This window comes from Paenibacillus sp. GYB004 (assembly GCF_036577605.1).
In the GTDB taxonomy this organism is placed as follows: domain Bacteria; phylum Bacillota; class Bacilli; order Paenibacillales; family NBRC-103111; genus Paenibacillus_AB; species Paenibacillus_AB oceani.
On record NZ_JARBDB010000035.1, the window covers coordinates 119,869 to 144,237 of the forward strand.

The 24,369-nt window shown below is 54.4% G+C and carries 26 protein-coding genes and 4 tRNA genes; 8 read left to right on the forward strand and 22 right to left on the reverse strand.

Features of this window, described 5'->3' with window-relative positions; translation table 11 throughout:
- Positions 1 to 215: 215 nt before the first annotated feature.
- Complete coding sequence (locus tag PV433_RS15325; RefSeq protein WP_332072951.1) at positions 216 to 1,526, reverse strand: S8 family peptidase; 1,311 nt, start codon at positions 1,524 to 1,526, stop codon at positions 216 to 218.
- 111 nt (positions 1,527 to 1,637) lie between these two features.
- Positions 1,638 to 1,901, reverse strand: a complete 264-nt coding sequence (locus tag PV433_RS15330; protein WP_332072952.1) for a hypothetical protein — start codon at positions 1,899 to 1,901, stop codon at positions 1,638 to 1,640.
- 310 nt (positions 1,902 to 2,211) lie between these two features.
- Here PV433_RS15330 and PV433_RS15335 point away from each other — a divergent pair, with 310 nt between their 5' ends.
- The gene (locus PV433_RS15335) at positions 2,212 to 2,595 is read left to right on the forward strand and encodes a cupredoxin domain-containing protein (RefSeq protein ID WP_332072953.1); all 384 of its coding nucleotides are present in this window, start codon (positions 2,212 to 2,214) and stop codon (positions 2,593 to 2,595) included.
- A 36-nt stretch (positions 2,596 to 2,631) separates the two neighbouring features.
- Here the strand turns inward: PV433_RS15335 and PV433_RS15340 are convergent, their stop codons facing one another.
- A complete protein-coding gene (locus PV433_RS15340; RefSeq protein ID WP_332072954.1) occupies positions 2,632 to 2,853 on the reverse strand; it encodes a hypothetical protein in 222 nt (73 codons plus the stop codon).
- Positions 2,854 to 3,045: 192 nt separating this feature from the next.
- Between PV433_RS15340 and PV433_RS15345 the strand changes: the two genes are divergently transcribed.
- Positions 3,046 to 3,348, forward strand: a complete 303-nt coding sequence (locus PV433_RS15345) for a 4a-hydroxytetrahydrobiopterin dehydratase (protein ID WP_332072955.1) — start codon at positions 3,046 to 3,048, stop codon at positions 3,346 to 3,348.
- 107 nt (positions 3,349 to 3,455) lie between these two features.
- Here the strand turns inward: PV433_RS15345 and PV433_RS15350 are convergent, their stop codons facing one another.
- On the reverse strand, positions 3,456 to 3,779 hold the full coding sequence (locus PV433_RS15350; protein WP_332072956.1) for a DUF1811 family protein: 324 nt from the start codon (positions 3,777 to 3,779) through the stop codon (positions 3,456 to 3,458).
- Positions 3,780 to 3,860: 81 nt separating this feature from the next.
- Positions 3,861 to 5,066, reverse strand: coding sequence for a threonine synthase (locus tag PV433_RS15355; RefSeq protein ID WP_332072957.1), 1,206 nt, complete (start codon positions 5,064 to 5,066; stop codon positions 3,861 to 3,863).
- A gap of 189 nt (positions 5,067 to 5,255) precedes the next feature.
- On the opposite strand from PV433_RS15355, the gene panD reads away from it, so the two are divergent.
- From panD to PV433_RS15370, 3 genes are all read left to right on the forward strand, one after another.
- Positions 5,256 to 5,669 carry an aspartate 1-decarboxylase gene (gene panD, locus PV433_RS15360; RefSeq protein ID WP_332072958.1) on the forward strand — a complete coding sequence of 138 codons (414 nt, stop codon included), beginning with the start codon at positions 5,256 to 5,258 and terminating at the stop codon, positions 5,667 to 5,669.
- Positions 5,650 to 6,381 carry a YheC/YheD family protein gene (locus tag PV433_RS15365; protein ID WP_332072959.1) on the forward strand — a complete coding sequence of 244 codons (732 nt, stop codon included), beginning with the start codon at positions 5,650 to 5,652 and terminating at the stop codon, positions 6,379 to 6,381. The genes panD and PV433_RS15365 overlap by 20 nt, the downstream gene beginning before the upstream one ends.
- Before the next feature lie 98 nt (positions 6,382 to 6,479).
- Positions 6,480 to 6,656: a hypothetical protein gene (locus PV433_RS15370; RefSeq protein WP_332072960.1), complete on the forward strand. Its 177-nt coding sequence runs from the start codon at positions 6,480 to 6,482 to the stop codon at positions 6,654 to 6,656.
- A gap of 383 nt (positions 6,657 to 7,039) precedes the next feature.
- On the opposite strand, the gene PV433_RS15375 is transcribed toward PV433_RS15370, so the two are convergent.
- From PV433_RS15375 to PV433_RS15390, 4 genes are all read right to left on the reverse strand, one after another.
- Positions 7,040 to 7,112 (reverse strand) — tRNA-Val (locus tag PV433_RS15375).
- 376 nt (positions 7,113 to 7,488) lie between these two features.
- Positions 7,489 to 7,890 (reverse strand): hypothetical protein, encoded by a 402-nt coding sequence (locus PV433_RS15380; protein WP_332072961.1) that lies wholly within the window; start codon positions 7,888 to 7,890, stop codon positions 7,489 to 7,491.
- Positions 7,891 to 7,967: 77 nt separating this feature from the next.
- Positions 7,968 to 8,270 (reverse strand): YolD-like family protein, encoded by a 303-nt coding sequence (locus PV433_RS15385; RefSeq protein WP_332072962.1) that lies wholly within the window; start codon positions 8,268 to 8,270, stop codon positions 7,968 to 7,970.
- 124 nt (positions 8,271 to 8,394) lie between these two features.
- Positions 8,395 to 8,853: a GreA/GreB family elongation factor gene (locus tag PV433_RS15390; RefSeq protein WP_332072963.1), complete on the reverse strand. Its 459-nt coding sequence runs from the start codon at positions 8,851 to 8,853 to the stop codon at positions 8,395 to 8,397.
- Between the two features lie 245 nt (positions 8,854 to 9,098).
- Here PV433_RS15390 and PV433_RS15395 point away from each other — a divergent pair, with 245 nt between their 5' ends.
- Together PV433_RS15395 and PV433_RS15400 are read left to right on the forward strand one after the other, a co-directional pair.
- Positions 9,099 to 9,287 (forward strand): hypothetical protein, encoded by a 189-nt coding sequence (locus PV433_RS15395; RefSeq protein WP_332072964.1) that lies wholly within the window; start codon positions 9,099 to 9,101, stop codon positions 9,285 to 9,287.
- A 179-nt stretch (positions 9,288 to 9,466) separates the two neighbouring features.
- Entirely contained in the window at positions 9,467 to 10,405 is a 939-nt protein-coding gene (locus PV433_RS15400; RefSeq protein WP_332072965.1) for an S-layer homology domain-containing protein, read from the forward strand.
- 617 nt (positions 10,406 to 11,022) lie between these two features.
- On the opposite strand, the gene PV433_RS15405 is transcribed toward PV433_RS15400, so the two are convergent.
- The 11 genes from PV433_RS15405 to PV433_RS15455 form a co-directional block, all read right to left on the reverse strand.
- Entirely contained in the window at positions 11,023 to 11,454 is a 432-nt protein-coding gene (locus tag PV433_RS15405) for a hypothetical protein (RefSeq protein ID WP_332072966.1), read from the reverse strand.
- Positions 11,455 to 11,608: 154 nt separating this feature from the next.
- Positions 11,609 to 11,691 (reverse strand) — tRNA-Leu (locus PV433_RS15410).
- A gap of 49 nt (positions 11,692 to 11,740) precedes the next feature.
- Positions 11,741 to 11,817: transfer RNA gene (locus PV433_RS15415), tRNA-Ile, on the reverse strand.
- Between the two features lie 19 nt (positions 11,818 to 11,836).
- Positions 11,837 to 11,910, reverse strand: a tRNA-Met gene (locus PV433_RS15420).
- A gap of 116 nt (positions 11,911 to 12,026) precedes the next feature.
- Positions 12,027 to 12,233 carry a hypothetical protein gene (locus PV433_RS15425; protein WP_332073081.1) on the reverse strand — a complete coding sequence of 69 codons (207 nt, stop codon included), beginning with the start codon at positions 12,231 to 12,233 and terminating at the stop codon, positions 12,027 to 12,029.
- A 165-nt stretch (positions 12,234 to 12,398) separates the two neighbouring features.
- Positions 12,399 to 12,953 carry a phosphatidylglycerophosphatase A family protein gene (locus PV433_RS15430; RefSeq protein ID WP_190926278.1) on the reverse strand — a complete coding sequence of 185 codons (555 nt, stop codon included), beginning with the start codon at positions 12,951 to 12,953 and terminating at the stop codon, positions 12,399 to 12,401.
- A gap of 115 nt (positions 12,954 to 13,068) precedes the next feature.
- Complete coding sequence (locus tag PV433_RS15435) at positions 13,069 to 14,592, reverse strand: ABC transporter substrate-binding protein (protein ID WP_332072968.1); 1,524 nt, start codon at positions 14,590 to 14,592, stop codon at positions 13,069 to 13,071.
- Complete coding sequence (locus tag PV433_RS15440; protein ID WP_332072969.1) at positions 14,579 to 15,478, reverse strand: ABC transporter ATP-binding protein; 900 nt, start codon at positions 15,476 to 15,478, stop codon at positions 14,579 to 14,581. Before PV433_RS15440 ends, PV433_RS15435 begins: the two co-directional genes overlap by 14 nt.
- Before the next feature lie 3 nt (positions 15,479 to 15,481).
- Positions 15,482 to 18,412, reverse strand: a complete 2,931-nt coding sequence (locus PV433_RS15445) for an ABC transporter permease (RefSeq protein ID WP_332072970.1) — start codon at positions 18,410 to 18,412, stop codon at positions 15,482 to 15,484.
- A gap of 5 nt (positions 18,413 to 18,417) precedes the next feature.
- Positions 18,418 to 19,494, reverse strand: a complete 1,077-nt coding sequence (locus tag PV433_RS15450) for an efflux RND transporter periplasmic adaptor subunit (protein WP_332072971.1) — start codon at positions 19,492 to 19,494, stop codon at positions 18,418 to 18,420.
- Positions 19,454 to 20,311 carry an ABC transporter ATP-binding protein gene (locus tag PV433_RS15455; RefSeq protein ID WP_332072972.1) on the reverse strand — a complete coding sequence of 286 codons (858 nt, stop codon included), beginning with the start codon at positions 20,309 to 20,311 and terminating at the stop codon, positions 19,454 to 19,456. The genes PV433_RS15450 and PV433_RS15455 overlap by 41 nt, the downstream gene beginning before the upstream one ends.
- Positions 20,312 to 20,594: 283 nt before the next feature.
- Here PV433_RS15455 and PV433_RS15460 point away from each other — a divergent pair, with 283 nt between their 5' ends.
- A complete protein-coding gene (locus tag PV433_RS15460) occupies positions 20,595 to 20,771 on the forward strand; it encodes a hypothetical protein (RefSeq protein ID WP_332072973.1) in 177 nt (58 codons plus the stop codon).
- Positions 20,772 to 21,628: 857 nt separating this feature from the next.
- Here PV433_RS15460 and PV433_RS15465 read toward each other — a convergent pair.
- The gene (locus PV433_RS15465) at positions 21,629 to 22,453 is read right to left on the reverse strand and encodes an amidohydrolase family protein (RefSeq protein WP_332072974.1); all 825 of its coding nucleotides are present in this window, start codon (positions 22,451 to 22,453) and stop codon (positions 21,629 to 21,631) included.
- Complete coding sequence (locus PV433_RS15470) at positions 22,450 to 24,321, reverse strand: ADP-ribosylglycohydrolase family protein (RefSeq protein WP_332072975.1); 1,872 nt, start codon at positions 24,319 to 24,321, stop codon at positions 22,450 to 22,452. The genes PV433_RS15465 and PV433_RS15470 overlap by 4 nt, the downstream gene beginning before the upstream one ends.
- Positions 24,322 to 24,369 lie beyond the last annotated feature (48 nt).

Consider the following 24,369-nt stretch of genomic DNA (forward strand, 5'->3'; position numbering starts at 1 on the left):
GCTATCCCTCCTTTTCGTTTGTTCGCTCTTCATCCGATTAAAGCACAAAAGACCCGTTGCAGTCCGCTCATCGAATCATGAGCCGGAACTTGCCACGGGTCTTTTATCCCTGCGGTGTAGCGCGATCGGTTATGGCCTGCGCCCGGCCTCGCTCGGTTCGCCGGCAAGCTGTTCTCCAGCGGCCGCGGATCCCTAGAGGCCCTTCCGTAATAATGCTATATCTTACCACGGCTTCTGACGACTGGCAATAGCGGTTTTGCAATGAATCCGACGTTCAGCACTCCGCTGCCGACCGCATTCGGACTTTTCCTCAGCTTGAACGCTCCGGCCTTCAACAGCCGCTTCACCCCCTCCGGCTTCAAAGCGGGATACCGCTGAAGCAGTTGGGCGGCGCCGCCGCTTACGATCGGCGTGGACATGCTCGAACCGGACAGTCTGAAGTACAGGTTGCCTACCCGCGCAGACGGATAGTTCCGGTCGAGGGTCGATCCCGGCGCCCGCAACGAGACGATGTTGACACCCGGAGCGGTCAAGTCGGGCTTGATCCGGTTGCCGGCGGCCGGGCCGCGGCTGGAGAACAGCGCAACCATATCGTCCGCCTGTCGGATCGTACGGCGGTCATTAACCGCTCCGACGGTTAGCAGCAGCGGGCTTATCCCCGGGGATTCGATCGTTCGGGGATCGGGTCCCGAATTGCCTCCGGCCGTCACGACGACGAGTCCGGCTCTCCATGCCCGCTCGGCCGCCCGGCATATCGGATCGTCGGAGCACCGGGTTACGCCCGGCGAACCGAACGACATGTTCACGACGCGAATATTGTATTTTTTGCGGTTGCGCAATACCCAGTCGACGGCCGCGATGACGTCCGAGCTGTTCGCATCCCCGAACTTGTCGAACGCCTTCAAAATAACGAGCTTGGCCTGATCGGCCGATCCCCGGTATTTGCCCCGTGAGCTGAACCCGTTGCCGGCCGCATCGCCCGCCACATGCGTTCCGTGACCGTTGTCGTCGTAAGTGCGGGTCCGGTGTCCCACGAAATCTTTGAAGGCTACGATCCGGTTGACCGGCCGGGTCAGATCCGGATGCGGGTAAGCTCCGGTATCGATAATTGCGATGGCGATTCCTTTTCCGCCAATTCCGCGTCTTTGCAGCGCTGTGGCACCCACGGAAGGCGTAGCGACATTTAAGCTGATCTTCAGCTTGCTGTCCAAATGAATGCGAAGCACGTTCGGATGACGGCACAGCCTGCGCAGACATGCGACCGATACGATGGCCGACAGCGCGTATACCCGCGACATTCTCCGCAGCGGCTCGAACCGGTGGGCGTGAGTCACGACGCTGCGCCGTAAGGATTCGACCATCCGCAGCGAAGGCTTGCAGTCGAATTCGATGATGACGCGCAGCTTGCCGCTCGCGGAACGGCCCTCGTTCCGGCGGATCATACCGGAAACCGCTTTACGCAAAAGCGGGCTCATCTTCGGATGAATATCGGAGCGTTTACGATGTGTGCCTTGCGGCTTCTCCATTCCCAACCTTCACCACCCGTATCGTTTCGTGCCGGATCGGTTCGTTCCGGCATGTAGAAAGGACAAAGCCGGAGCAGCAAGCCCCGGCTTCCATCCGCCGCTTCATTTCGCTTAACATTTACCGCGGCTGATGATGACAAGAAGGATGAACAGTACCAATATGATACCGGCCGAGCTGGCGCAGCCGTGAGTTTTCTTCGGTTCGCAAACAGGGGCTTGCACGTAGCTGACCGAAACGTGTTCATACGAAGGCTTGGCGATCGGCATGGGCATTGGCATGGGCATCGGCATCGGCATCGGTCCTGCCGAAATCGGCGCGACCGGCATCGGAGCTTGCATCGGTTTGAACCCGGTCTGCTTTGGCATATATTCCATTATTGCACCTCCCTTGTGTCCTGCAATCTACATTAGTCTATGGGGAAGCACCTATCCGGAACACGGTTAAACACCCATGGGCGTCAAATTGGTCGTGCGCCTACTTCTTTGATTGTTGCGGAAATTTGCGCAGCCGATAGCAATGGAAAGGTGCAAACGCCGCCGTTTGATGTCCGGATGAACAGGCAACAATGAAGGATGTACCGATTTGTTCAACGTTTTGTCATAAAGTGAAGGAAAGGGCGAATGGATTTGAATTCCGAAATAGCGTATAATCTTGAAGTGACATTTTGTTCGAGGAGGACCACACATGTATAAATGGGTCATGTCCGCTCTGTTTTTCGGAGCTTGCGCCTTCGGTCTGATTTTCCTGATGATCAGCGCAACGCCGGAGAAGAGCGAGGAAGATGTTGCAGCCGAATCGGGTACGCCGCAGTTAAAAATAACGGCCAGCAACTTCAAGTTCGATCAAACGGAATACAAAGTGAAACAGGGCGAAACGATGAAAGTCGTATTGAAAAACTCGGAAGGCGTTCACGGCATCGAAATTAACGGACTTGGAGTTACGTTGCAAGGCAAAGATACGTCCAAGGAAGTTACGTTCGACAAACCGGGTACATACGAGATCGTATGCAGCGTCCCTTGCGGTGCAGGCCACGCAAACATGAAAGCCAAATTGATTGTTGAAGCTTAATAACGACGAAGAGAGGGACAGGTTCCCTCTCTTTTTTCATTCTATCTGGCATTTTTCGATCAGCCGCTGCTCTACGATATACCGCCGGAGCTGTTCCTTCTCGCTCTCCGTGAACCGGTATTCGCAGTCGCAGCCTTCGCTTTGCACGACATAGTCGATCGGATTTCCGGTCTCGTCGCAAATGACCAGAGCCCCCGGCTCGGTCAAATCGTCCGGCCAGCGCTGCCCTCCCGGCTCAAGCCGCATATATATGTCCACAAAGGGCCCCCTTCGTTCGGCAAACGCCTGGAATGGACGAATCTCGGCTTCAAACATCAATTGTGCATTAAATTTAAACATCCCGACATTCCCTGCCTTCATGTTCGTGTATAATAAGAGGAAGGACGGCGCGTCCTCCGGTTCACACCGTCCGATAAACGAGAACTAGATTTGGAGAGTGGTGCTGCTATTATGAGCAGATTAACCGACGAGCACATTCAGGAGCTGCTGGCGACCCGCACCGGCTGGACACGCAAAGACGTCAAGTGGCTTATCAAAAAATACCGGTTTCCGCAATTTATGAAAGGCATCGAATTCGTACAGCAAACCGCGATGATCGCCGAAGCTCTGAACCATCATCCGATGATCACGATCGAGTATAAAGTCGTAACACTAAGCGTCACAACCTGGAGCGAAGGCGGCATTACACAGCTCGATATCGAGCTGATCGACCGCTGCGACCGGCTGTTCGGTTCGATGTGCGGGACGGATTAGCCGGTCGGGGAGTTGTCGCATAACGGTGCCGCTGGCGAGCGATCGGACAACGTCATCCGGCCGTCTTTCCCGTCCCTGGCGGGAATCCGGGTGAGGACGAGCCGCGTTCAAGACGGTTTCTCCGCAGCCGTGCCGCCCGCTTCCTTCGGCTTCAGCATGGAGAGCAGGAAGCTCGCTTCGTCCTCATCCCCCATCTTGCCCCAAGCCATCACCCCGTTCACATAACGGAGCTCAAAAGGTTCCGAGTGCCCTTCCACCTCATACTGTCCGGGAGGAAACGACTCGGGTGACAGCAAGTACGCTTTGGCCATCCAGATTTTCCGCTCCAGCATCTCCGCCTGGCTCGGAAACTCCGCCCGCCGCCGCTCCCGTTTCAGCAGCTTGATCTGCTCCTGTAGTTCTTCCTGATTCATCTCACTGTATCGTTTCATCTGATCCTCCGGCACAGGCTAGCGTAATCTATGTTTTTCGTGCTGACGCTATTATATCACAATCGCAGGCCGGCAGACCTCCTAGGTCCGCCGGCGTTTCCATTCTTCATACGTCCTGACGACCGGCAATCGATCTGGCTGACTCGGCGTATATTTCATCGCGTGCGACGTATTAAACAGGACGACTTCATCGCTTGGACGCAGCCAGTTCCGGTCCAGTAGTCGAAGGAACCCCGCCCACGCAGCCGCCCCCTCGGGCGAAGACGATATGCCGGACTTGCCCATCTCCGCCTGCGCACAGCGGATCTCCTCCGGGGATACAGCTACTGCGGTGCCGCCCGACTCGCGCAGCACCCGGACGATCAGCTCGCCGTCCGGAGGCTCGGGAACGCGCATCCCTGTCGGATTGGAGCTAACGCCGGACGTGATCGGCACGAACGGTCCGCCCCGCTCCATATTATCGACTACCGGCTGGCAGCCTTGTTCCTGCACGCTGACCATCCTCGGCAAGTCGCCCTCCAGCAATCCGAGCCGCTTCAACTGCATGAACGCGTTCCACATGCCGATCAGCCCCGATCCGCCGCCGGTGGGGTACACGATCACATTGGGTAGCTTCCAGCCGAGCTGTTCCGCGAGCTCCAGCCCCATCGTTTTTTTACCTTCCGCCCTGCCGGGCTCTTTCAGCGTGCCGACATGATGCCAGCCTTGTTCCTGACCGCCGTCCTGAATAATGCGCCCCGCATCGTGAATGAATCCGTCTACGAGACAAGTAAACGCGCCATACAGCGAACATTCCGCTGCGATCAGCCCCGGACAATCCTTCGGCAGGAACACATAAGCTTCCATGCCCGCATAGCCGGCGTAGGCGGCTAGAGCCGAAGCGGCGTTGCCGTTGGAGTTAACGGCCACTTTTCGGACACCATGCTCCTTGGCCACTGAGATTGCCGCCGAGAAGCCCCGTGCCTTAAAGCTTCCGGTCGGATTTTGCTCTTCCCTCTTGACCCACAGCTTGCGGACCCGCAGTTGCCGCTCCAGCGAATACAACCGGATCAGCGGGGTCCACCCTTCCCCCAACGTTACAATATGGTCCCTGTTCGCAACAGGCAGCAGCTCCTCGTATCTCCACATGGACGTTACGCGGCTTTGCAAGCTTTCCTTGGTCAGCGTCCGGCCGACCCGTTCGAGATCGTACTCCACCGACAAAGTGCCGCCGCAGCCGCATTTCATCCCTTGTAAGTCGAACGGCTTCTGTTTCCCGCATGTTCCGCAAACCAAACCGAATCTCATCGCAGCATCCCCCCCGTTCTCAAGCTTCCTTACAACGTATGAACCCCTGTACGAAAGTTCGAGGGTTGACGCCTATTCCTGCGCCAAATTCACCGATTCCCAAACGTTCCTGTGCGGTTATGCATAGTCTGATGTTGAGATCGGCCGCAAGAATGACTACTCGTCGAGAAGAGAAAGGATCATTACGGGATGAAGAGATTGATGTGCAAAGGAAAAATCCACCGGGCAACCGTCACTGAAGCCAGTCTGGACTATGTAGGAAGCATTACGATCGACTCTCTCCTGATGCAAGCGGCGAATATCCATCCCTACGAGATGGTCCAGGTCACCAGTCTCCGCAATGCTACGCGCTGGAAAACGTATGCGATTCCCGGCACAGAAGGCTCGGGGAAAATCTGTCTGAACGGACCGCCCGCCCATTTGTTCCAGCCCGGCGATCTGGTCATTGTGTTAAGTCTCGGCTTGTATGACGAAGAGGAGATCCGCAAGCTGGTCCCTCGGGTCGTCTTCGTCGATTCGGATAACCGGATTACCCGTTACGAGGATCACCCTTTATTTAATGAGACAGGGGAAGTGAACTGGAATGCGCTACAGCCGAAATAAACTGGCGAAATACCGGGTATTGAAAAAGTCCTCGGAGTTGGCGTCCACCCTTCCGTCAACGTATTCGATGACCAAAAGCCATTTTCAGAAACTGATCAGCCGGTACGGCAAAGTGATCGTCAAACCCTCCTCCGGCTCGGGCGGAATCGGAGTCATGTCGGTCGTCTCCCAGGGAGGCCAATCTTACAAGCTCCATCACGGCACAAGCAAAAAAAGGATATCCGGGTTAAGCGAAACCTATGCGTATATCAAGCGCAAAACAAAAGGCGCCTCCTACATCGTGCAAAAGAAAATCAGATTGGCGAAGGTGAACGGACGTCCGTTCGACGCACGCGTCATGGTGCAGCGCAAGCGGGGCAGCTCGGAATGGGTGCTGACGGGGCAGCTGGCGAAAATCGCCGGGGCCGGGTACATCATCACGAATACCGCTCGCAGTAAAGGCAAAGTCGTTCCTCTCTCCGATGCGATCCGGAGATCCGACATTCAAGGCCGGTCGGTTAGCGAGATTGAGCACCGGGTCGAGTCGATCGGGCTGAAGGCCGCCCGGCAGCTTCACAACTATTACCGGATTCGCACGGTCGGCCTGGATGTGGGGATCGATAATAAAGGGCGGGTATGGATCATCGAGGCGAACTTTAACCCGGCCAAGTCGCTATTCTTGAAACTGAAGAACAAGTCCATGTACCGAAAAATTGTCCGCTATCAAAAGTAGAGGCAAAGTGTGGAACCGCATCGGCAAAGTTAGCTCGCCCTGCATAAATACCGCCCTCCTGGTGCAAACTCCCGTTAATACCGAGAGGAGGGGTTTCCATGTACAACGAGGAACAAGCAGCCGATCACCGCAAAGCAGCCGTTAGCCTGTCTTCCGCTTCGGACTCGGATCAGCCCGGCATCGACTACTCCGTCGATTTTATTTACGGCAGCGATCAGAGTCAATACGTGGAGCGGCAACATGCAGATGAGGACGGTCCGACCGTGTCCGATTGACGCGGCGTTTGTAAGAAGCCGTATGTTGGAGGTTGCGAAAAGATACGAAAATTTCATCGTGCCGCACGTTGCTTCCAGCGTGCGGCGTTTTGCTGCAGGAGGGCGGTTGGTTGAGCGCCATAAGAGTCTCTGGTACTCTCTGGTACCCTCTATCTCCCGACTTTTTGATAGATGGAAGCGAATAAAGGCGGTTTGTAGCTCTTATTTCGCCCCGTTGACGGGGTCTGCACCCCTATGGCCAATTTTAAGAGCTCCAAACCGCTGCTATTTCCCCGTCCATGCGGATTTTGCGCAAAATAAAGGCTGCAAACCACTCTTATCGGGTCCGTTCCGGCTATATAGAAAATAGAAAAAAGCCTTGATATCTCAAGGCTTTCCTGGTATGACCTGTAGTGGGCTCGAACCACTGACCCCTACCCTGTCAAGATAGTGCTCTCCCAGCTGAGCTAACAGGTCGTATTCATTAGCGACAAAAACTATAATACCAAGGATCGCCTATCATGTCAACCTTCGATTCTGTTTTTTAAAATAATCCCGGCAGCTTAAGACAGCCCGATCCCGGTTATCGGCTGCATAGCCAGATCAGCACGCCCCAAACCGGTGCCACAAGCAGCACGGCGAACAACAAACCTCTGACTGCAGAACCGTTACGCTCCATATCCTCTCACCTCTAGCCTAGGGTGATAGCAGTATATGATAGGAGCGGACGGATCATGTCATAACTGGAGTTGCGGCAATTGCCGGCGGAATTCTGGATGAAGCACATCCGGGATATTACCGATATTGGTGCATCGGGGCCGGTCCGGACCTTCCTTTGACTCTAAACGGCAGACTACTTCAGGAGAAGAATAAAATATCCGTATACGATCTCGAGCTCTTCCACCGATATGCCCAGCGCCTCCGCTTGCTGCTTATAGCTGGAGCTTGGCACATCCGATACGACCTGCATCAATTCTTCAATCTTCGTTAGAGGCGTCTGCGCCAAATTCGTATGTACAATCTGATACGAACGGGAATCGATACGCCGGATCAGGCCGAAATCGATCAGCCGATCGAGCCGCTCAGTCGCGGACGGCACGGATGTTTTCAGCTCCGTAGCCAAATCTTTAAGCGTGATCCGGATCGTCCCGTCCTCGCCTTGCTTCGTTCCCAGGAAAGAAATCAGTTCTTCGGATATCGCGATCAAACTTTGCACTTTACGCGATACCCATTGCTTGTCGATAGTGTTATTCATACCGCTCTGCTCCATTACTCGATAGGTTGTTAGAAAAGCCCGCTCTGAAGCAGCATACCATATCCGGGAGTTTCGCTTCAATCTAAGAGAAGACGAATGCCTGCCACATCGGCGAAGTCGATCCAGCTGTATTCCCATTTGTTCTCGATTTTGATTCTTTTGCGTTCCTTATCCAGCTTGGTGATCCGTCCTTGAATGGTCTGCTCCTCCTCGTCTCCCCATACCGTCACGACCGCTTCGCTCTCTGTAAATAAAGCGACCGCAAGCGATCGAATGTTCTCTTCATATTGCCGATCGTCCAGGTCAGGCCTCCGTCTTGCGGACGACCGGGCAGCCGTAGAACTATCGACAGCCATACATTCAATAGGAACTTTACTCATCGCGAACCCTCCGAATAAGAACATTTGTTCTTATATTATAGAGGAGGCATCAGGGGAAGTCAATCGTCCGCCAATATGCAAAAAGCCGGATCGTCCGATGTCCGACCCGGCGTTTCTTCCAGCTTTATGGCATCGCATACACGGCGTTTTCCGCGAAATTCACTTCCTGGACATGAACGACATAATTTCCTCCCGGCCCTTCTACGGTTACCGAGTCGGCGACACTTCCCAACAACAGACTGAGCCCGAGCGGCGACAAAAACGAGATCCGGTTTTGATCCGGATCGATATGCTCGGGAAAGGCGAGTGTATACGTTTCCACGATAGAGTCTTCCGGAAATTCGATTTTGACGCTGCTGCCGATCAGCACAACCGATCGAAGCGATTCGTCGAGACGATCGTCGTTTCTGGACGTAACATCCTGCAGCTTACGCTGGTAACGCTCGATCAGCTTGCGAAGCTTGACCCGGTCTTGACGGGCGGAATCGCTGTATTCATCTAAGAAAGAAGACACTTGCTCGTCAAAATAAACGAGCTGCCCGATTAAAGCGTCTCTTGTTCCTTTGGCATCACTATGGCTCATGGCAGCCATCACCTCCATACCGTGCTGCCGCGACGGGTTTGACGATCGGCACCGATAATCGTTTCATCGCTTCATCTCCTCCCTCATATGGACAAACAGACCCCGATCCGGGGCCTTACACGCATTCTAACAAAAACGGGCTTGTCTGCCAATACAGAATACGCCGGGTATAGAAAGCAATTTTTCGGGACAGTCTAAAATTAGGTTTGGAATGACGGCTTTTGCGCGGAAAGGAGCAGCGACACTTGACCACTCGCAACGAATACGAATACACCGATTTAAACGGCAAACCCGCTCTTATCCAAGAGATCGTTCAGCTGGAACAAAAATTGAAGCAGGAAACCGGACAGCTGGTAACTCTGATCGCCTATTCACCGGCCGATGCCGATTCGTCTCTCGCCACAAGCACGGGACGTGCCGGCTTGAACGAATAAACCAACCAACAAACGCCAGATTGCGGAGCCACGCTTCCGCATCTGGCGTTTGTTCCGTTTCCAGCGAAACTCGCATTCTCAAAAAAAGTGGATAAACTTTGCAACATTTCTCTGGCGTTTCCCGTTTAGAAGGTTGATCGATCGATTGCACGATAACATCAGACGAAGAGGTGAAAGAAATGAAAAAACGGGCAACCGTCTTTATCTCCGCACTGCTCGCCCTGCTAATGATGCTGGGCGGCTCCGCTTATGCCTTCTCCGACGTACAAGGCGATCCTAACGAGGCGGATATCGCCGCACTTCAGAAAGCCGGCATCGTCAGCGGCATATCGGCCGAGCATTTCGCCCCCAAAGGCAAAGTCACGATGGCGCAAGGCGTTGCGATGCTGGTTAAAGCTTTTGATTTGAATATCGATCATATCCGGTTTATTAAGAAACCGGAAGCAAGCGATTATTTCACCAACGTTCCCAATGACGCCTGGTACGCAGAAGCGTTCATCTATGCGCATCATAACGGCCTGCCGATTCCGAGGGACGCCGACCCGCTGCAAAACTTGACAAAAGAGCAGTACGCCGATCTTTTGTTCCATGCGTTGACGGCCAAAAATGATTATGCGTTCATTAAAATGTATGTCATTCTGAAGGATGAAGCGGACGTCACTGAAGCCTACATGAACAGCATCCAGCATCTGGTGCTCGGCAAAATTACCGAGCTTGACGACGGATATTTTTATCCGAAACACGAAATTACGCGCAGCGAAGCGGCCCGTCTGCTGAATCAGGCGATCCTGTTCGCCAAAAAGCACGAACCGATCAAACCCGTTCCGGCGGTAGATCCGGACATATCGCTGTCGGTTACGAAAGTAAACGACGATGTGAACAAAGTAACCTTAACCTGGAGCAACCGACCGCATCCCGGATACGGAATCTCGGTATCGAACATCGAGTTCACCCTTGACGGCCAAGCGTTGATCTCCTACGAGCTTCATCAGCCCGATCCGGATAAAATGTATCCGCAAGTGATCAGCGAGGCCAAAATCGACACCTACGTCGCCTCAACCTATAAGCCGGTGTTGCAGCCGGCCGCCGGATCGACTTCGTCTTCTGACGCGTTGTAAGATAAGCTTCACCCGGGAACTTCGGCAGAGCGGACGCTCTTGGCCGAAGTTCTTTTTTTACTTTCCGAGGGTTTAAGCTAAGGGTTTCAAGTTATCGAGGGGGGATGAAATTGCAATTGCATTCGACAATCAGAATCTCGTCCTGTTTCATTTTTATAAGGATTATAACGGCTTGAGAATAGAAATATAATGAAAATAAGCGATAAATGAGTAAAGTGTTTGTTGAGGATATTCGTTGATAATCAGAATCGTTTTAAGAATAGATGGATGTGCGTGGTACAATCGGGGATGGTTTGTTCACTAAGTTGGTTTGCTATAGTGGTTTGCATTCTTCAGGTGATAGATGGGTGATTAAACTTGAACTTGTTCAGGTTACCCCGCAGGATTTAAAGTCCTGTGCGTCCGCCCTGCATCCCATTATTTCTTTAGTACAGCCCCGCAATCCGGCACACTATTCGGATATCCGTTACTAACAATCGATGCTGCCAGATCATTGATAACGATAGAGAGCCCTTATGTGCCGCGTAACCGCTGAACTCTCTTTTCCTGACGTTACAGATTAACTGCTATGTAATTACTTTCACATATACACTGCTTTGCAACGATACTTGGCAAAGTCACGGCTCGGGGTCATAATCCCAAGTTAACTCTTTATCCAGCTCTTTATCGTACAGACTAACGCCGCTGGAGGTGCCCGGTCTATACTTGTCCGACTCTTTTTCTTTTTGATATTGGATATACTTCTTCTTGTATTGTTCCGTCTCCACACGCTGCTTTTCCGCATGCGCTTGGAGTTCTTGAACCGTTACACATCGCAGCGAGAAATTCATCGTAACGGTCCGCTCCATCTTAGTTATGACCGCATGCTGATAACGGCTCCCGTTTATTTCATAGGAATCGGGGATCGCCCCCAGATAGGCGCCGTGCGCATATACCTTCCAGGAACCGTCCTCCAGCCGCAGATCGACCGGGTCACCCTTTTTCAGGTTAAGCAGCACCGTTAACGGCGCCTGGTTTTTACGGTCGACAAGACTTTCAATGATCATCATGGACACATCCCGGAAGCAGTCTGTTCTCTTGGAGTTTACACCCAAAAACTAGGTCGAACCCGGTTCGCCTGCACAAAAAAACGCCGGGTTATCGACGGGGATCAACTCCCGCTGTCTTTAACCAAGCGTTTTGTGTTTTTGGATTGTAGGTTTATGCCGAGGACGAGACTCGAACTCGTACGGGGTTGCCCCCGCAGGATTTTAAGTCCTGTGCGTCTGCCATTCCGCCACCCCGGCATGTATGTATGGACGTTCCTATCAATCTATGATTGCCGCATTCTATTTCTGGTGGGCCCTGAGGGACTCGAACCCCCGACCAATCGGTTATGAGCCGACCGCTCTAACCAACTGAGCTAAGGGCCCCAATGAGCGGAAAAGATTATTGCGGGGGCAGGATTTGAACCTGCGGCCTTCGGGTTATGAGCCCGACGAGCTACCGGGCTGCTCCACCCCGCGTCGTTTGGAAATGCTGTCCTGTTCGCGACAGCGACAAAAATAAATATACACCATATGAAGAGTGGATGTCAATATTTTTTTCACTTAGTGGTACTAACCGTAAGTTTTCTTGTTCCCTACAGCTGATACCGGACGCCGAACCGGCCTTTCTTGGACCTGAACACTTCCACCGACTGCGGGCATTCGTAGCCGTAGATCCACCAATCCTCTTCCATCCGCTTGGCCAGACAGCCCGCCTGGAATTTGCTTTCATACAGCTTGACCCAGTACACCCATTGCATCTTCAATTCCGACCGATCCTTTCTTTGATCTTGTTCTCTCATTAGCATATCCCATCTCCCCCATTTTTTTACCGGGATCGGTACGATTCTATGCAAAAAGTTTCAGAAACACGCTATTTGCCCTAACGCTTACGCCCCCGTTATAAACGAAAAAGACCGCAAAAAAACCTCCCCGCATCTCTGCGTGAGAGGTTCTACACCGTTTATTCAGCCCGCATGCTCTCCCCGAAGCACCGCAGGGTTATCAACCGCCTCCAGGCGCTCCTCCTCGTCGCGCATCCGGTGAGCGATCCGGCTGGCTGCGGAAGCCGCGATGCTCGCCACCAGATCGTCGAGGAACGTATGGACGCCGTTCCCGCTTTTCGTATCGAGCCGCTTGATCACTCCGACCTTATGCTTGTCCAAATGACCGAACGTCGTAACGGCTATACTCCCATAGCCGAATACCGAACCAAGCGCCAACGTCTCGTCACAACCGAACAACCCTTCGTCCGTCTCGACGATCGACTGCAGCGGTTCGGACAGCATCTGTTTCTCGGCCAGCTGGTCGAGCTCGATCCCCACCAATATCGCATGCTGAATCTCGCGCTTCTCCAGCACCGCCCGAACGCTTTCCAGACACAACTGCAGCTTCAAACCCGCATTATAGGGAGATTGCATCTCATAGACGATATGAGCGATATCTTCAAGCTGTACGCCGCGCTCCTGCAGCTTGCGCAGTGCAGCTTCCTTTACATCTTTGCTGTGGACCCGTTTCCGCATTGGAATCTCCCCTTCGATGTCAGACATAGGTTCATTATAGCATGGACTTCCCGGAAATTGTCGGAAAATGCGAAAACCGGACCGCCTCAGTCGGCGATCCGGCATCCTTCATCGATTAGAACGCCGGCATCATCATCGGGCCGCCGCCGGGCATGATGTTGATCGGAGCGTTAGGATTATCCTTCATCTGCTTCAACGCCGCATCTCCGGCTGTCTGCCATTCTTTCAGAGCTTCGCGGACGGTAATGTTGCCTTCAATCGCTTTTTTGAAATATTCCCGGCCAATATCATACACTTGACCGATATATTGGTATTCCCGATACAGCTCGCTCATCTCGTCCTGAACCGGTACCGGCTTCATGGTGTAAAACGCTTTGATGTTATACTGCATGCCGTCGCGAGGCTGAATGTACTTCGCGCGGGATACGAGCTGGTTGACGCTTTTGGACTTCAGTCTTGCCCAATCTTCGCCGTTGATGAATTTAATGAACTTCCACGCCGCCGCCGAATTTTGAGCTTTGGCGTTAATGCCCATCAGACCGTTCAGGTACACGTTGCCGCCGACGTCTTTAAACTCCGGATGCGAAGGCATCGAGACGATATCCCAATCGATAGGCGTATACCCTTTAATGTTGGCCGCATTTTTGTTGCTGCGGATCAGTTCGTTAATATTATACGTATGACCAAGCGTCATCGCGAGCTTGCCGTTCATGAACGTATTGTTTTGGAACGGATTGTACTCGCCGCTTGCCATCTGCGCCCGTCTGGCCGCATCCATCTTGCTGTAATCGATCGGCTCGGGGAATATTTTCTCCTTGCTGAGGCTGATCATCGTCGACCATACTTTTTCCCACTGATCGGAATCCACCGTCATGCTTTCAGCGTTATCCGAGAACGTACGCAATTGAAGCGGCGCCGTATACGTCCTCATCTCGTGGAATAAGTTTTCTTTGGAGCCGTAATTGTATTGGTTAAAAGAAAATCCGTAGACGCGGTTTTCATCTTCACCTTTCGATACCCGGCGCGCCAGTTCGAACATCTCATCCCAGGTCATGCCGTCTTTCGGGTACTCAACACCCGCATCGTCAAACGGCTTCTTGTTGTACAGCAGCACTTGAGAGGAAAACGTCGGCGCAAGCGCGTAAATCTTGCCTTCTCCTGCAGACTTGATCCCGTCGATGACGGCCGGCACTACGTCCGACAAGTCGAATTTATCCTTCGTAATGTCCGCGTCTAGCTGCTTCAGCATGTTGTTGCTGATCAGATCGGGAAGCTGCTCAAAGTTAAGCATAACGACGTCAGGCGGGTTATCGCTGTTCATCAGCTCTTTCATTTTCTCGTTCGGATCTTCCGGCTTTTCCCCTTCCGGTCTCGGTCCGTAACGATACTGGTCCTGATTGACCGCAGACACGATCTCGACCTTGATGTTCGGATTATTGTATTCGAAAATTTCGGTAAACTGCTGGCGGAAGTACTCATCCTCCTCGCCGTAATACGGAGTCGCGATACGCAGCACCTGCTCGCCCTTATCGCTCGGCCCTTCCCCTTTATTGCATGCTGCCAGTACCGGCACGGTCAAGGTCGCAATTGCCGTAAGGCCGGTCAACGTTTTAAGCCATCGCGGTTTAGATTGATTCATTCGCTTCTCCCCCTAATTGTTTCGGCGCTTTAATCGTAATCGTCTTGCCGTCGAATTCCATCGACGCTTTGTTCGTGATTTGCAGAGCTTGTAAATATTCTTTAGGAATTTGCAGACGGCCCGCACGGTCAAGCACGACATACTCCTCGTGCCCCGCACGGATTCCTTTGAGATGAGAGCCGGCGCCTGCATCGAAATCGAGATTTTCGTTCCGCTTCACGAATTCGGTGCTCGTGAGGCCGTCGCGGATGGCCACGACCCGGTCCACCTTGCTGGCGAGCGACAGATCGTGGGTGACGATTACGATCGTGATGCCGATCTCTTTGTTCAGCCTGCGGAAAGTATCCATGATCAGGTCCGACGTTTGCGTATCCACCGAACCGGTAGGTTCGTCGGCCAGCAGCAGCGACGGCCGGTTCGACAGCGAGATGGCGATCGCGACGCGTTGCTGCTCCCCGCCGGAGAGCTGATACAGCTTGTTGTTCATCCGCTCCTTGAGCCCCACCCAATCCAGCAACTGCTTGGCGTAGGCGCGATCCACCTTGCCGCTCAGCATCATCGGCATTTCCACGTTTTCCAGCGCGGTCAAGTAGGGAAGCAGGTTCCGAGCGTTATTTTGCCAGATGAAGCCAACCGTCTTGCGCTTGTACTCCACCAGCTGTTCGTCGGTAATCTTCAGCAGATCCCATTCGCCGACCCGGACCTGGCCCGCGGAAGGGCGGTCGAGTCCGCCCAGGATGTTCAGCATCGTTGACTTTCCGCTTCCGCTGTTGCCGATGATCGCCATCATCTCGCCGGCTTCTACCGAAATGTTCAAGCCTTGCAGCGCGACGACCTCGATCTCGTCGGTTTTGAAAATTTTGACTAATCCTTCGCAAGTAATCATCGGTTACCGCTCCTCCCCCAGCTTAACCGCCTGATGCACTCTCAGCCGGCGAATATGAAGCAGCAGCAGCGTTGCGCCTGTAATCAGCATAAATCCGACGACGGCGTATAGCTGATACATGTCCCTGGCTTCGAACACAACCCGGAACGGCGGAACTTGGGTTTTGGCATTTTCCGTCGTTTGCAGGAACGGCAGGAACAGGATACTCGTCAGCCTGCCGATGACGAAGCCCAGCACAATCGACAAGCCCGCGGTAAACACCTGTTCAAGTAGCAGCATGCCGGTCAACTGCTTACGCGACAATCCCATTGCCCGCAAGACGCCGAACTGGACGACCCTGCTCGACAGATTGAAGAACCAATACAGCACATATCCGATCAGCGATACGAGAACCGATACGAGGAAACCCAGGCTCAGTATACCGAATACGCCGCCGCGCGACGGATGTTTGCTCTGAGTGATCAGCTCTCTTCGTACGTCCTTGTAGCTGACCAAAGGAATATTTTTCTCTTGCAGCGTCTCGATAATCGGAGCGAGCAGCGCTCCGGGCTTCATTTTCAGCCAGACGTCATAAGGTACGAGAGGCGCCTGATCGAATATGTAATCCAGGTTGGCGATGAAAAACGGCGATTGATCCGGGTACAGCGACGGCCAATACGGCAGCGTGCCGACAATGACAAACTCGACCATCTGCTGCTGAATGGCGATCGAGATCAGATCTCCCGGCTTCACCTGATGTTTCTTGGCGAACGATTCCGGGATGATTACCGCATGCTCGTATGAACCGAGCAGCTGCAAATATTGCCGCGGATGCGCCGGGAACAAATCGTTGCGGAACCAGGCTACTTCCGCGAAGTCCACGTTGTCGATGCCCATGACGGTACCGGCGCCAAGCGATTTGCCGGAAACGACGACGTTTCCTTTCGTTTGCAGCACTCTCGCCGCATGTTCCACGCCTTCCAGCGTGCGGAAAATTTCAAACGGCGGCTCGAGGTACAGCATCTTCGAGTTTTGCGGTTCGCCGCCGGGATTACCTCCCGGATTGCCTCCCGGATTGCCTCCCGGATTGCCGCCTCCACCTCCGCCCTGGCCTCCTTGGCCTCCTTGACCGCCTTGTCCCCCCTGACCGCCTTGGCCTCCTTGACCTTGATCCGGCGACGGCGGCGGTGCTTCCGAGTACGCTTCCCATACGGGTTGAAGCACGATATCAGTGCCGTATTGGTACAACGTGCGCTCGGTGGAGTTCAGATCGATCGTCCGTGCCGCGGAGGAGTTGTATACCCCGAGGCCCAGAGTCAAAATAAGCAGCAGCATAAGCGGATAATACGATTTGGACGAACGGGACAGCTGCGTAAGCGTCAAATAGATCGGTACGGGCAAAAACGTTTTGCCGAGCCAGTTAAACAGCCGCAGCAGCCACGGAAATAATCTCAGGAAAAACAGGCCCAGCGCGAATATCGTAAGCGCCGGAACGAAAAACAGCAGCGGATGCACCTGAAGCTGATCGTTCGTCAAACCGGTTTTGGCCGACAGCACCTGATAATTTTGAAACGAATAATACCCGTAACCGGCCAGCAGAATAAGCAGCACATCCAAAAACCATTTCTGCCAGAACGGCTTGCGGTCTGAGCGGGCCAACTGCTGCTTGTAGCTGACGATGGACGACCGGGCGAAGGAAACCGCCGGAATTACGCTCGCAAGTATGGCCAGCAGCACCGCCGCTCCCCCATACATCAGTGCTTCCGTCGTCACGCCTACCGGAACCGCCTTCCGGTCGACAAACATAAGGAATCCGTTCGACGAGCCGATGCTTTTCGCCATCATCCAGCCGATAACCGGACCGATCAGGAGGGCGACGGCGCCGAGCAGAAGCCCTTCCAGCAAATATACCCAAATGATCTGGCGGGTGCTTCCCCCGCGGCTTCGCAGTACGGCGATGTCGCTCCGCTGACGGTCCAGCGACTGGCGCGCATTCATGACGATATAATAAAAGACCATCGCGATCATCGGCGCAGCGAGCGTGAACAGCGTCATTTGCATTTGCAAGCTTTGCCGCTTGAACTCGGTAAGCATATCCTGGAACGAGAAATCCACTCTCGTATCCTTCAGCTTCTGGTACAGCGTAATGTCCAGCCGGTCCAGAATCCGGGACAGTTCGGACAGCTGACTTGTTTTAATTTCGCGCAAGTCGAACGCATAATACCAGTTCGCGAGATTAAGCGGTATTTTTTTCTGCTGGAGCAGTTCGTTCTGGAACACTTCGTCACTGACGATCAGGCTGTTAAGCAGTCCCTCGAAGCCTTGGTACCAGTAAGGGTCTTCCTCCTGCTTCGGCTTGAACGTGCCGACAACCTTCACCTTAAGCGGCGCGATGCCTTGCCCGCCGGTAATCGGATAATTGAACTCATCTCCGACTCTGAAATCGTTCCGGTACATCGCTTCTTCGAAAACGACTGCCTCGATGACCCCATTCTTGACTTGATCGGAGAACGGGCTGCCGTTCGACATCTCGATATGGTCGGCCAAACCGCCGTATGTGACGATCGTCATCTGGCGGCGTTTGCTCGGGTCCGTCTTGGTCGGATCGACCGGCGTGATCTGCGAACCCCGAATCGAATAGGAACGTGCATAAGTCGTAAACGGAAATCCGATCTGCTTCGGAATCTCGTCGCGAATGTAGGCGTCAACGTCACCAAGCGATTCCAGATCGGCTTTATCCGCCCCTACCGCCTGATAACGGATCAGCGTCGAGCCCGGAGGCAGTCCGTCCGTATTGTCCAGCAGCGTATTCGCTACGACCCGCTTGAGCGAGCCGTCCGAGTACATCGGGATACTGGTCGTGAACGCTACCGCCACAATAAGCCCGAGCAGTGTACTGAGCGTCATCCAGCGGTTATTCCACATTTTACGATACAAAAACCGGAGCATAGGCATAGACGTTATCTCCCCACCACTTTTTGCCCCGGCTGCAGGCCTTTAAGGATCTCCACTTCGGTCGACGTCTGCTGGCCGATCTCTACGTCTACCTCCCGTTTCCCCTTATCGTCGACCACTTGCACATAGTTGCGGCCGGAATAGCTGCGAAGCGCGGAAGCCGGAATGACGACTGCGTTTTCTTTCCGCTGGGTGATGACCTGCACGCTTAGCGGCGTTCCGCGGTTGAGTCCTTGAGGGAACGCATCGAGCTCCACGACCAGATAGTTGTCGATCGTGTCTTGTTTCTTCTGCCCGCCCGGGTTGTTGTTGTTATCCTGCTTAGGAGCGGGCAGCTGCTTCACCTTGCCCTTATGCTGACCGGCCATGTTAATATCGACCAGCACTTCCATTCCGACCGCTACCTTTTTGAGGTCGTCGGCGCTCAGGTCGGCCACGACGGTCAGCTCATTCAGGTCGGCGATGACGGCAATATCGTCGTACGCCTTGACGCTGTCGCCTTTTTTGACTGGCACGGAGACGATTGTCCCGCCGAAAGGAGCGCTCAGCTTCGCCTTGGCGATCGACGTTTCCAGCTCAGTCAGCTTTTCCTTTTTGAGCTCGAACTGGATCTTGGCCTGCTCCAGCTCGGTTGCCGATTGGTCGCCGTCGCTTTTGCGAAGCTTCTCGATCATCGCCAGCTCCTCGCTACGCTGCTGCAGTCTCAGCGTACGAAGCTCACTTTCCAGCGTGCTGACGTCAAGCTCCGCGATCAGTTGGCCCGCGGTGACCGCATCTCCGGATTTGACATACATTTCCTTAATCCGTTTGTTGTCCTCGGTGAAATACAAGATTTCCTCCTTGGTGGACATCAGCCGGCCGGCACCTCTCACTTTCGTTTCGAGAGTCGTCGTCTTGACCGTGTGCTCCGGCTTCGCGGAAATTTTCGGCGGAGTAATCGCCGGAAGCACTTCCTCTTCCTCTTCTTTCGGAAGCAGCGAGCAACCGCTGGCGGCTATCATGGATACGGCCAATACAACTGTAAGTATCGTTTTACTGCGTTTATGTAGTGACGAATTTCCCGTCAACCATCTGATAGACATGGTCGGCTACCTCCAAAATCGTAGGGTCGTGTGTAGTCATGCAGATCGTCACCTGCTCGGTCTCGATGATTTCGCGAAAAACCGACATGATCTGCGCGCCCATCTGCGAATCAAGCTCCGCAGTCGGTTCGTCCGCCAGCAGCAGCGTTGGACGGTGCGCAATCGATTTGGCGATAGCCACCCTCTGCTGCTCGCCGCCGGACAATTCGAACGGGCGGTGGTGCATCCTTTTGCCAAGTCCGACAAGGTCCAGACAATGCTCGACTCGCGGCTTCCACATCGAACGCGGAATACCGGCCATCCTCATCGACAGCTCGACGTTTTCCCATGCGGACAACAGCGGCATAAGCGCATAAGCCTGGAAGATGAACCCGATCTGCTTGCGTCTCACTTCGGTCCGCTTATCGTCATTCCACTGATGGAACGGGTGTCCCATAAAATAAATCTCGCCTTTGTTCGGCTGATCGAGTCCGCCGATCATATTCATCAGCGTCGTCTTGCCCGAGCCCGAACGTCCGCGAAGCATAACCAATTGGCCGCGCCTCAGTTCCATATCGATTCCTTTCAGGACGTGAAGCTGCTGACCGCCTACCGGAAATGAACGCTCGACATGGTTGACGGACAGAATCAGCTCATTCGCTGCCGGCTCTCCCCTGACCGGCAGACCGGCCACCGCCGCTGTTCCGTCCCGGGAAGCCGTCTCGGCAGCCGACGCGGTCTCCACCGCAGCAGCCGATGTCGCGGGCCGTTCACCGGATGCTGCAGCCGGCGCCGTTTCCTTCTTTTTTTTCGCGGCAAAACGCGGAAGCCAAGCCATCCCCCGATTCTCCTCCTATCTCTTTCGCGTTCATAGTTCGTTCATACAAACTATAGACGTCGCATCGACAAAAAAAGTTACATGGTTTGCAAAATTTTTCATAATAGGCCCTCAAAAAATCAGACCTGTCCACGAACGCGACGGACGAATGGTTTTGGCGAGGTAGGCAACCTTGGCACGTTTTGGAATTGCACACCCTCTCCCCAATTAATCCCTAGTATTCTGGTATGAAATAAGGTATACTACTTCTAACTTCATTGCTGACGGAAGGAGCTTGGCCAAGATGAACAAAAAGAAATGGATTTCCTTCTCGGCGATCGCCATCGTAGCCGTCGTGGTGGCCGTATACGGACAAAAGGACCGGGTTTCCGTAGTAGAGGCGAAGCCGTACGTGCCTCAGCCCCTAATCGTATTGACCGGAGACGGAATTGTGTACAACGACGCCCCCGATTGCCACTGATCTTAGGCCCGGCGAGACTTTGACGCATATATCGACAGGACGGCTGGCATATCCATATACAACGTATACAACCGCTTTTGGTTTCGACCTTCTAAGAAAAGCTTCCAAACCCGGCCTTGTTCAAGTCCAATCCCCCTGCGCAAACAGCTTCCCCTCGGATATGAACGTTTCGCTTCACTGAAGACGTGTTTGCGGGAGCGGCACTGTAAGGAATAAGAGCCTTTGGCGAGACTGTCGATTCATTGTGTAGAAGTGTTAGCAGGCCGTTCCAAGTGAAAAGTTACCTTCTTCTGCTCATACTGGTTGTCCAGAATCCCTTGATTGAATAAGGATGGTAAGGTAGGGGATTCCAGACAAAACTCGCCAGAAGGTAATCTTTTCCCTTTCCACTTGGTTGTCCACAGTGAATCGACAGGCTCGCTATACTCTTTTAGCCGGTTTTAGCAGCTACGAACCGATCTTATCTCCCCAACCAAGCGGGTTTCGGACAAAATACAGGGTACAAACCACCCTTATCCGGTCGACCCGTGCCCATGAGCGGCTCCCGGCGCGTGTGAACGGCGGCATAGACTCGTGCAAAACGTATTTCGGCATCGCTGCGCACTAATCTTAACCCCTGTAATAACCGTCCGGGAGGGGGATTTCCCCCAGACGGTTTTTCGGCATACCCGTACGCCGGCGCATCTGAGGAAACGGGCAGTATCGCTTGCTCCAGTTGGTTCCATTACGATTCCCATCCCTGCTCCAGTCTCTTTCTTAGGGCCAAAATAAAAAGAACCTTCGCCCTCCCGCGATCGATTGCAGGAAATGAAGGTTCATTAGTTATGGAAGAAAAACGGCAATACGCCGAAGTCCGTTCATCTCAAACCGTAAAACCGCGCCGCATTGTCTCCCCACAAGCCGGTCCACCTCGAATCCTCCGGTCCGGCAGGAAGCAGCCCGGCCAACGATTCGTACACCCGATCGTAGTCAGCCGACCAGAGACAAACCGGCCAATCGCTTCCGTACATCACCCGACCCGGGCCGAACACGTCCAATATATAGCTCACGTACGGCTTCCACATCCTGGCATCCCGCCGGTCCCTGCTCTCCGGCACCATTCCGGATAGTTTGCACATCACATTCGGGTACTCGGCCAGCCGGCGGATCGCCTCCTGCCACCGGACCGGGGATTGTCCCCAATCCGGCTTCGCCAAATGATCGATAACGGCGGTAAGCTCCGGGACCCGCTCCATCAGCTTAACCGCACTGTCGAGCAGGCGCGGGCGAAGCTGGAGGTCGACCGGAAACCGCTGCCGCTCCAAGATCCGCATGGAACCCGCAACCGACTCGCCCAGCAGCCAGTCATCCGGCAAATCCTGAATCATCGGCCGGATGCCGACAAACTTCGGATGCTCGCGCTGCAGGGTCAAAGCTTCAGCGAAACCGGGCGACTCGAGATCAAGCCAGCCGACGACCCCCAGAATCGAAGGGTACGTATCGCTCAGTGCCAGAAGATACTTCGTCTCTTCCACAGTAGGCGCGGCCTGCACCGCAACGGAACCGTCCATCCTGTACTTGCCGAGCAACGGCTCGAGCTGATCCGGCAAAAAGTCCCGGTACATCGCGTCCAGCCCGGGGGTCAGCCAGCCGTAATCGCCCCGCTGCGGCTCCCAGTAATGCTGATGTGCGTCGACTCTCAACGGATCCCCCAAGTTACGTCCGTGAAGAAGTAGCAAGGGCCTGGAGAGGACGTTTTCCTTACGGATACGGGCAGGACGTATACTTCGAGCGGGTTTTCACCCTTTACGACTTCCACTTCCACTTCATGATAACCTTCCCCGATCGTCAATTCGGCCGTTTGTCTGGGGGGAGCTCTATGGAAAGCCGGCATCAGCGGCAGCGTATCGCCGCAGTCGACGACAAGCTGTCCGTCCAGCTTCATCCGAACCGGGCAGTTGGCTGCGGCTATAAGACGGAACGGTCTCTCCGTCGGAACATGCATCGTCGTTCTGGCCCGGTACACGCCCTCCGTCTCGGCTCCGAGCGCCTTCTCCAAGTCCAGTCTGTTTCCGCTAAACCAGACGTCCCCGAGCTGCTGCCCGTCAGGTCCCCATACCGTCCACTTCGCAGCTCCGACGAGGGAGAACGCTACCCGTTGTTCGGACCATACGGACACGTCATGGTTTCTGGTCCATAGAAAAGCCAGGCCGTTATACGAGTTTACCAACGCGTTAGCGCGAATTTCCGCTTCCCAGCGGTACGATTGCCCCGGCTCCAGCACGACCGGCCTAGCTTCGGAAGCGGTCCATCCGTCCGGCAGCTCCAGGGAGACCGTCCCTTCAACGGCAACCCGGGAACAGTTCGTCAACTCGAAACTAACGGCTTTCGTCTGATTCGTCCCGATCGCGGGGCCCATCTCCCCATACTCGATAACCAGTTCCAGATCCGGGTTACGCACAGACCCTTCGGGAAGCTGATACCGGTTCGACGATACCGGGCTTTCCGATAAAGCAATCAACGAGTCTAATGCCGCTTCCTCCCGGCTCCAGGAGGTCGGCAGTTCCGGATGCACGATGATGTCCGAATCCCAGGCCGCGAGCACTTGCTTGCCCATACGAATCGTGCGGCGGGTCAATTCGTCCAGATTGGCCGGAGCCGGAAACCCTTTGATCGGAGGGCTCACCACGACCCGGTCGCCGACAGGCTTGACCCATCTTTCCGGCAGCTGTTCCGGTCCGAGCAGCATACCGAGAATCGCGCCAAGCGTCGCCGCCGTGCAGTCCGTATCGTAGCCGCAGTTGACCGATTTGAGCAGCGCGTCCTCAAAGTTGTCGCCGTACAGCCAGCCGAGAATCGTAAACGCGATATTTTGCGGGGCATCGGTAAAATTATCGTTTCCGTGATGCTCCAGAATCAGCTCGCGCGCTTCCGTCCAGCTGCAGCCTTCCTTGTGCCAGCGGATCAAGTCCCGCATCGCTTTGGCGGTCCGGCAACTTTCCGGAATGTGCTTCATGCCGATTTCGATCAGCCGGTCTCTGTCCTTCTCGACGAAGACCGCACTTTCCAGCGCCGCGAAAAACATTTCCCCATATACGCCCTCGCCCCCGGCATGGTCCACGATGGCGTCCTGATACGCGTAATATGCCGCAATCTCCGGTGCGCCCGGCGCAGCCATCGCCCAGATCTCGGAGCGGATCGGCGAACCCATACAGTTCGTAAACGGATTGTTGAACCAGCCCGCTACCGGAGCCTGCAACCCCCGGCGCAAGTTGGCAAGCGCATACCCGTATTCGTCGAACGGAAAAAATACGTGCTCCGCCCATTCCTTCCCGAGCTCCCGGGCGGTCAAGGACGGACCGTACTGCTCCAAAGCGTGCAGCCAGACGAGCTGCAAGTCCAGATCGTCGTTCTCGAGCGGGCCGTCCGGAAGCTTTGGATAAAAGGTCAAATCCAGCAGCTCCTTCCTGCCTTCTACCGGCGCGCCCAGCGTTCCGCCGATATTTTTGCCCAGCCATCCGCCGTACACGATCCGGTAATAGTCCCGCTCATTCAAAATACTGATTCCCATATCTTCTCCTCCAGCCGCTTATCCGTCATGGTATAATGCATGTAGCCT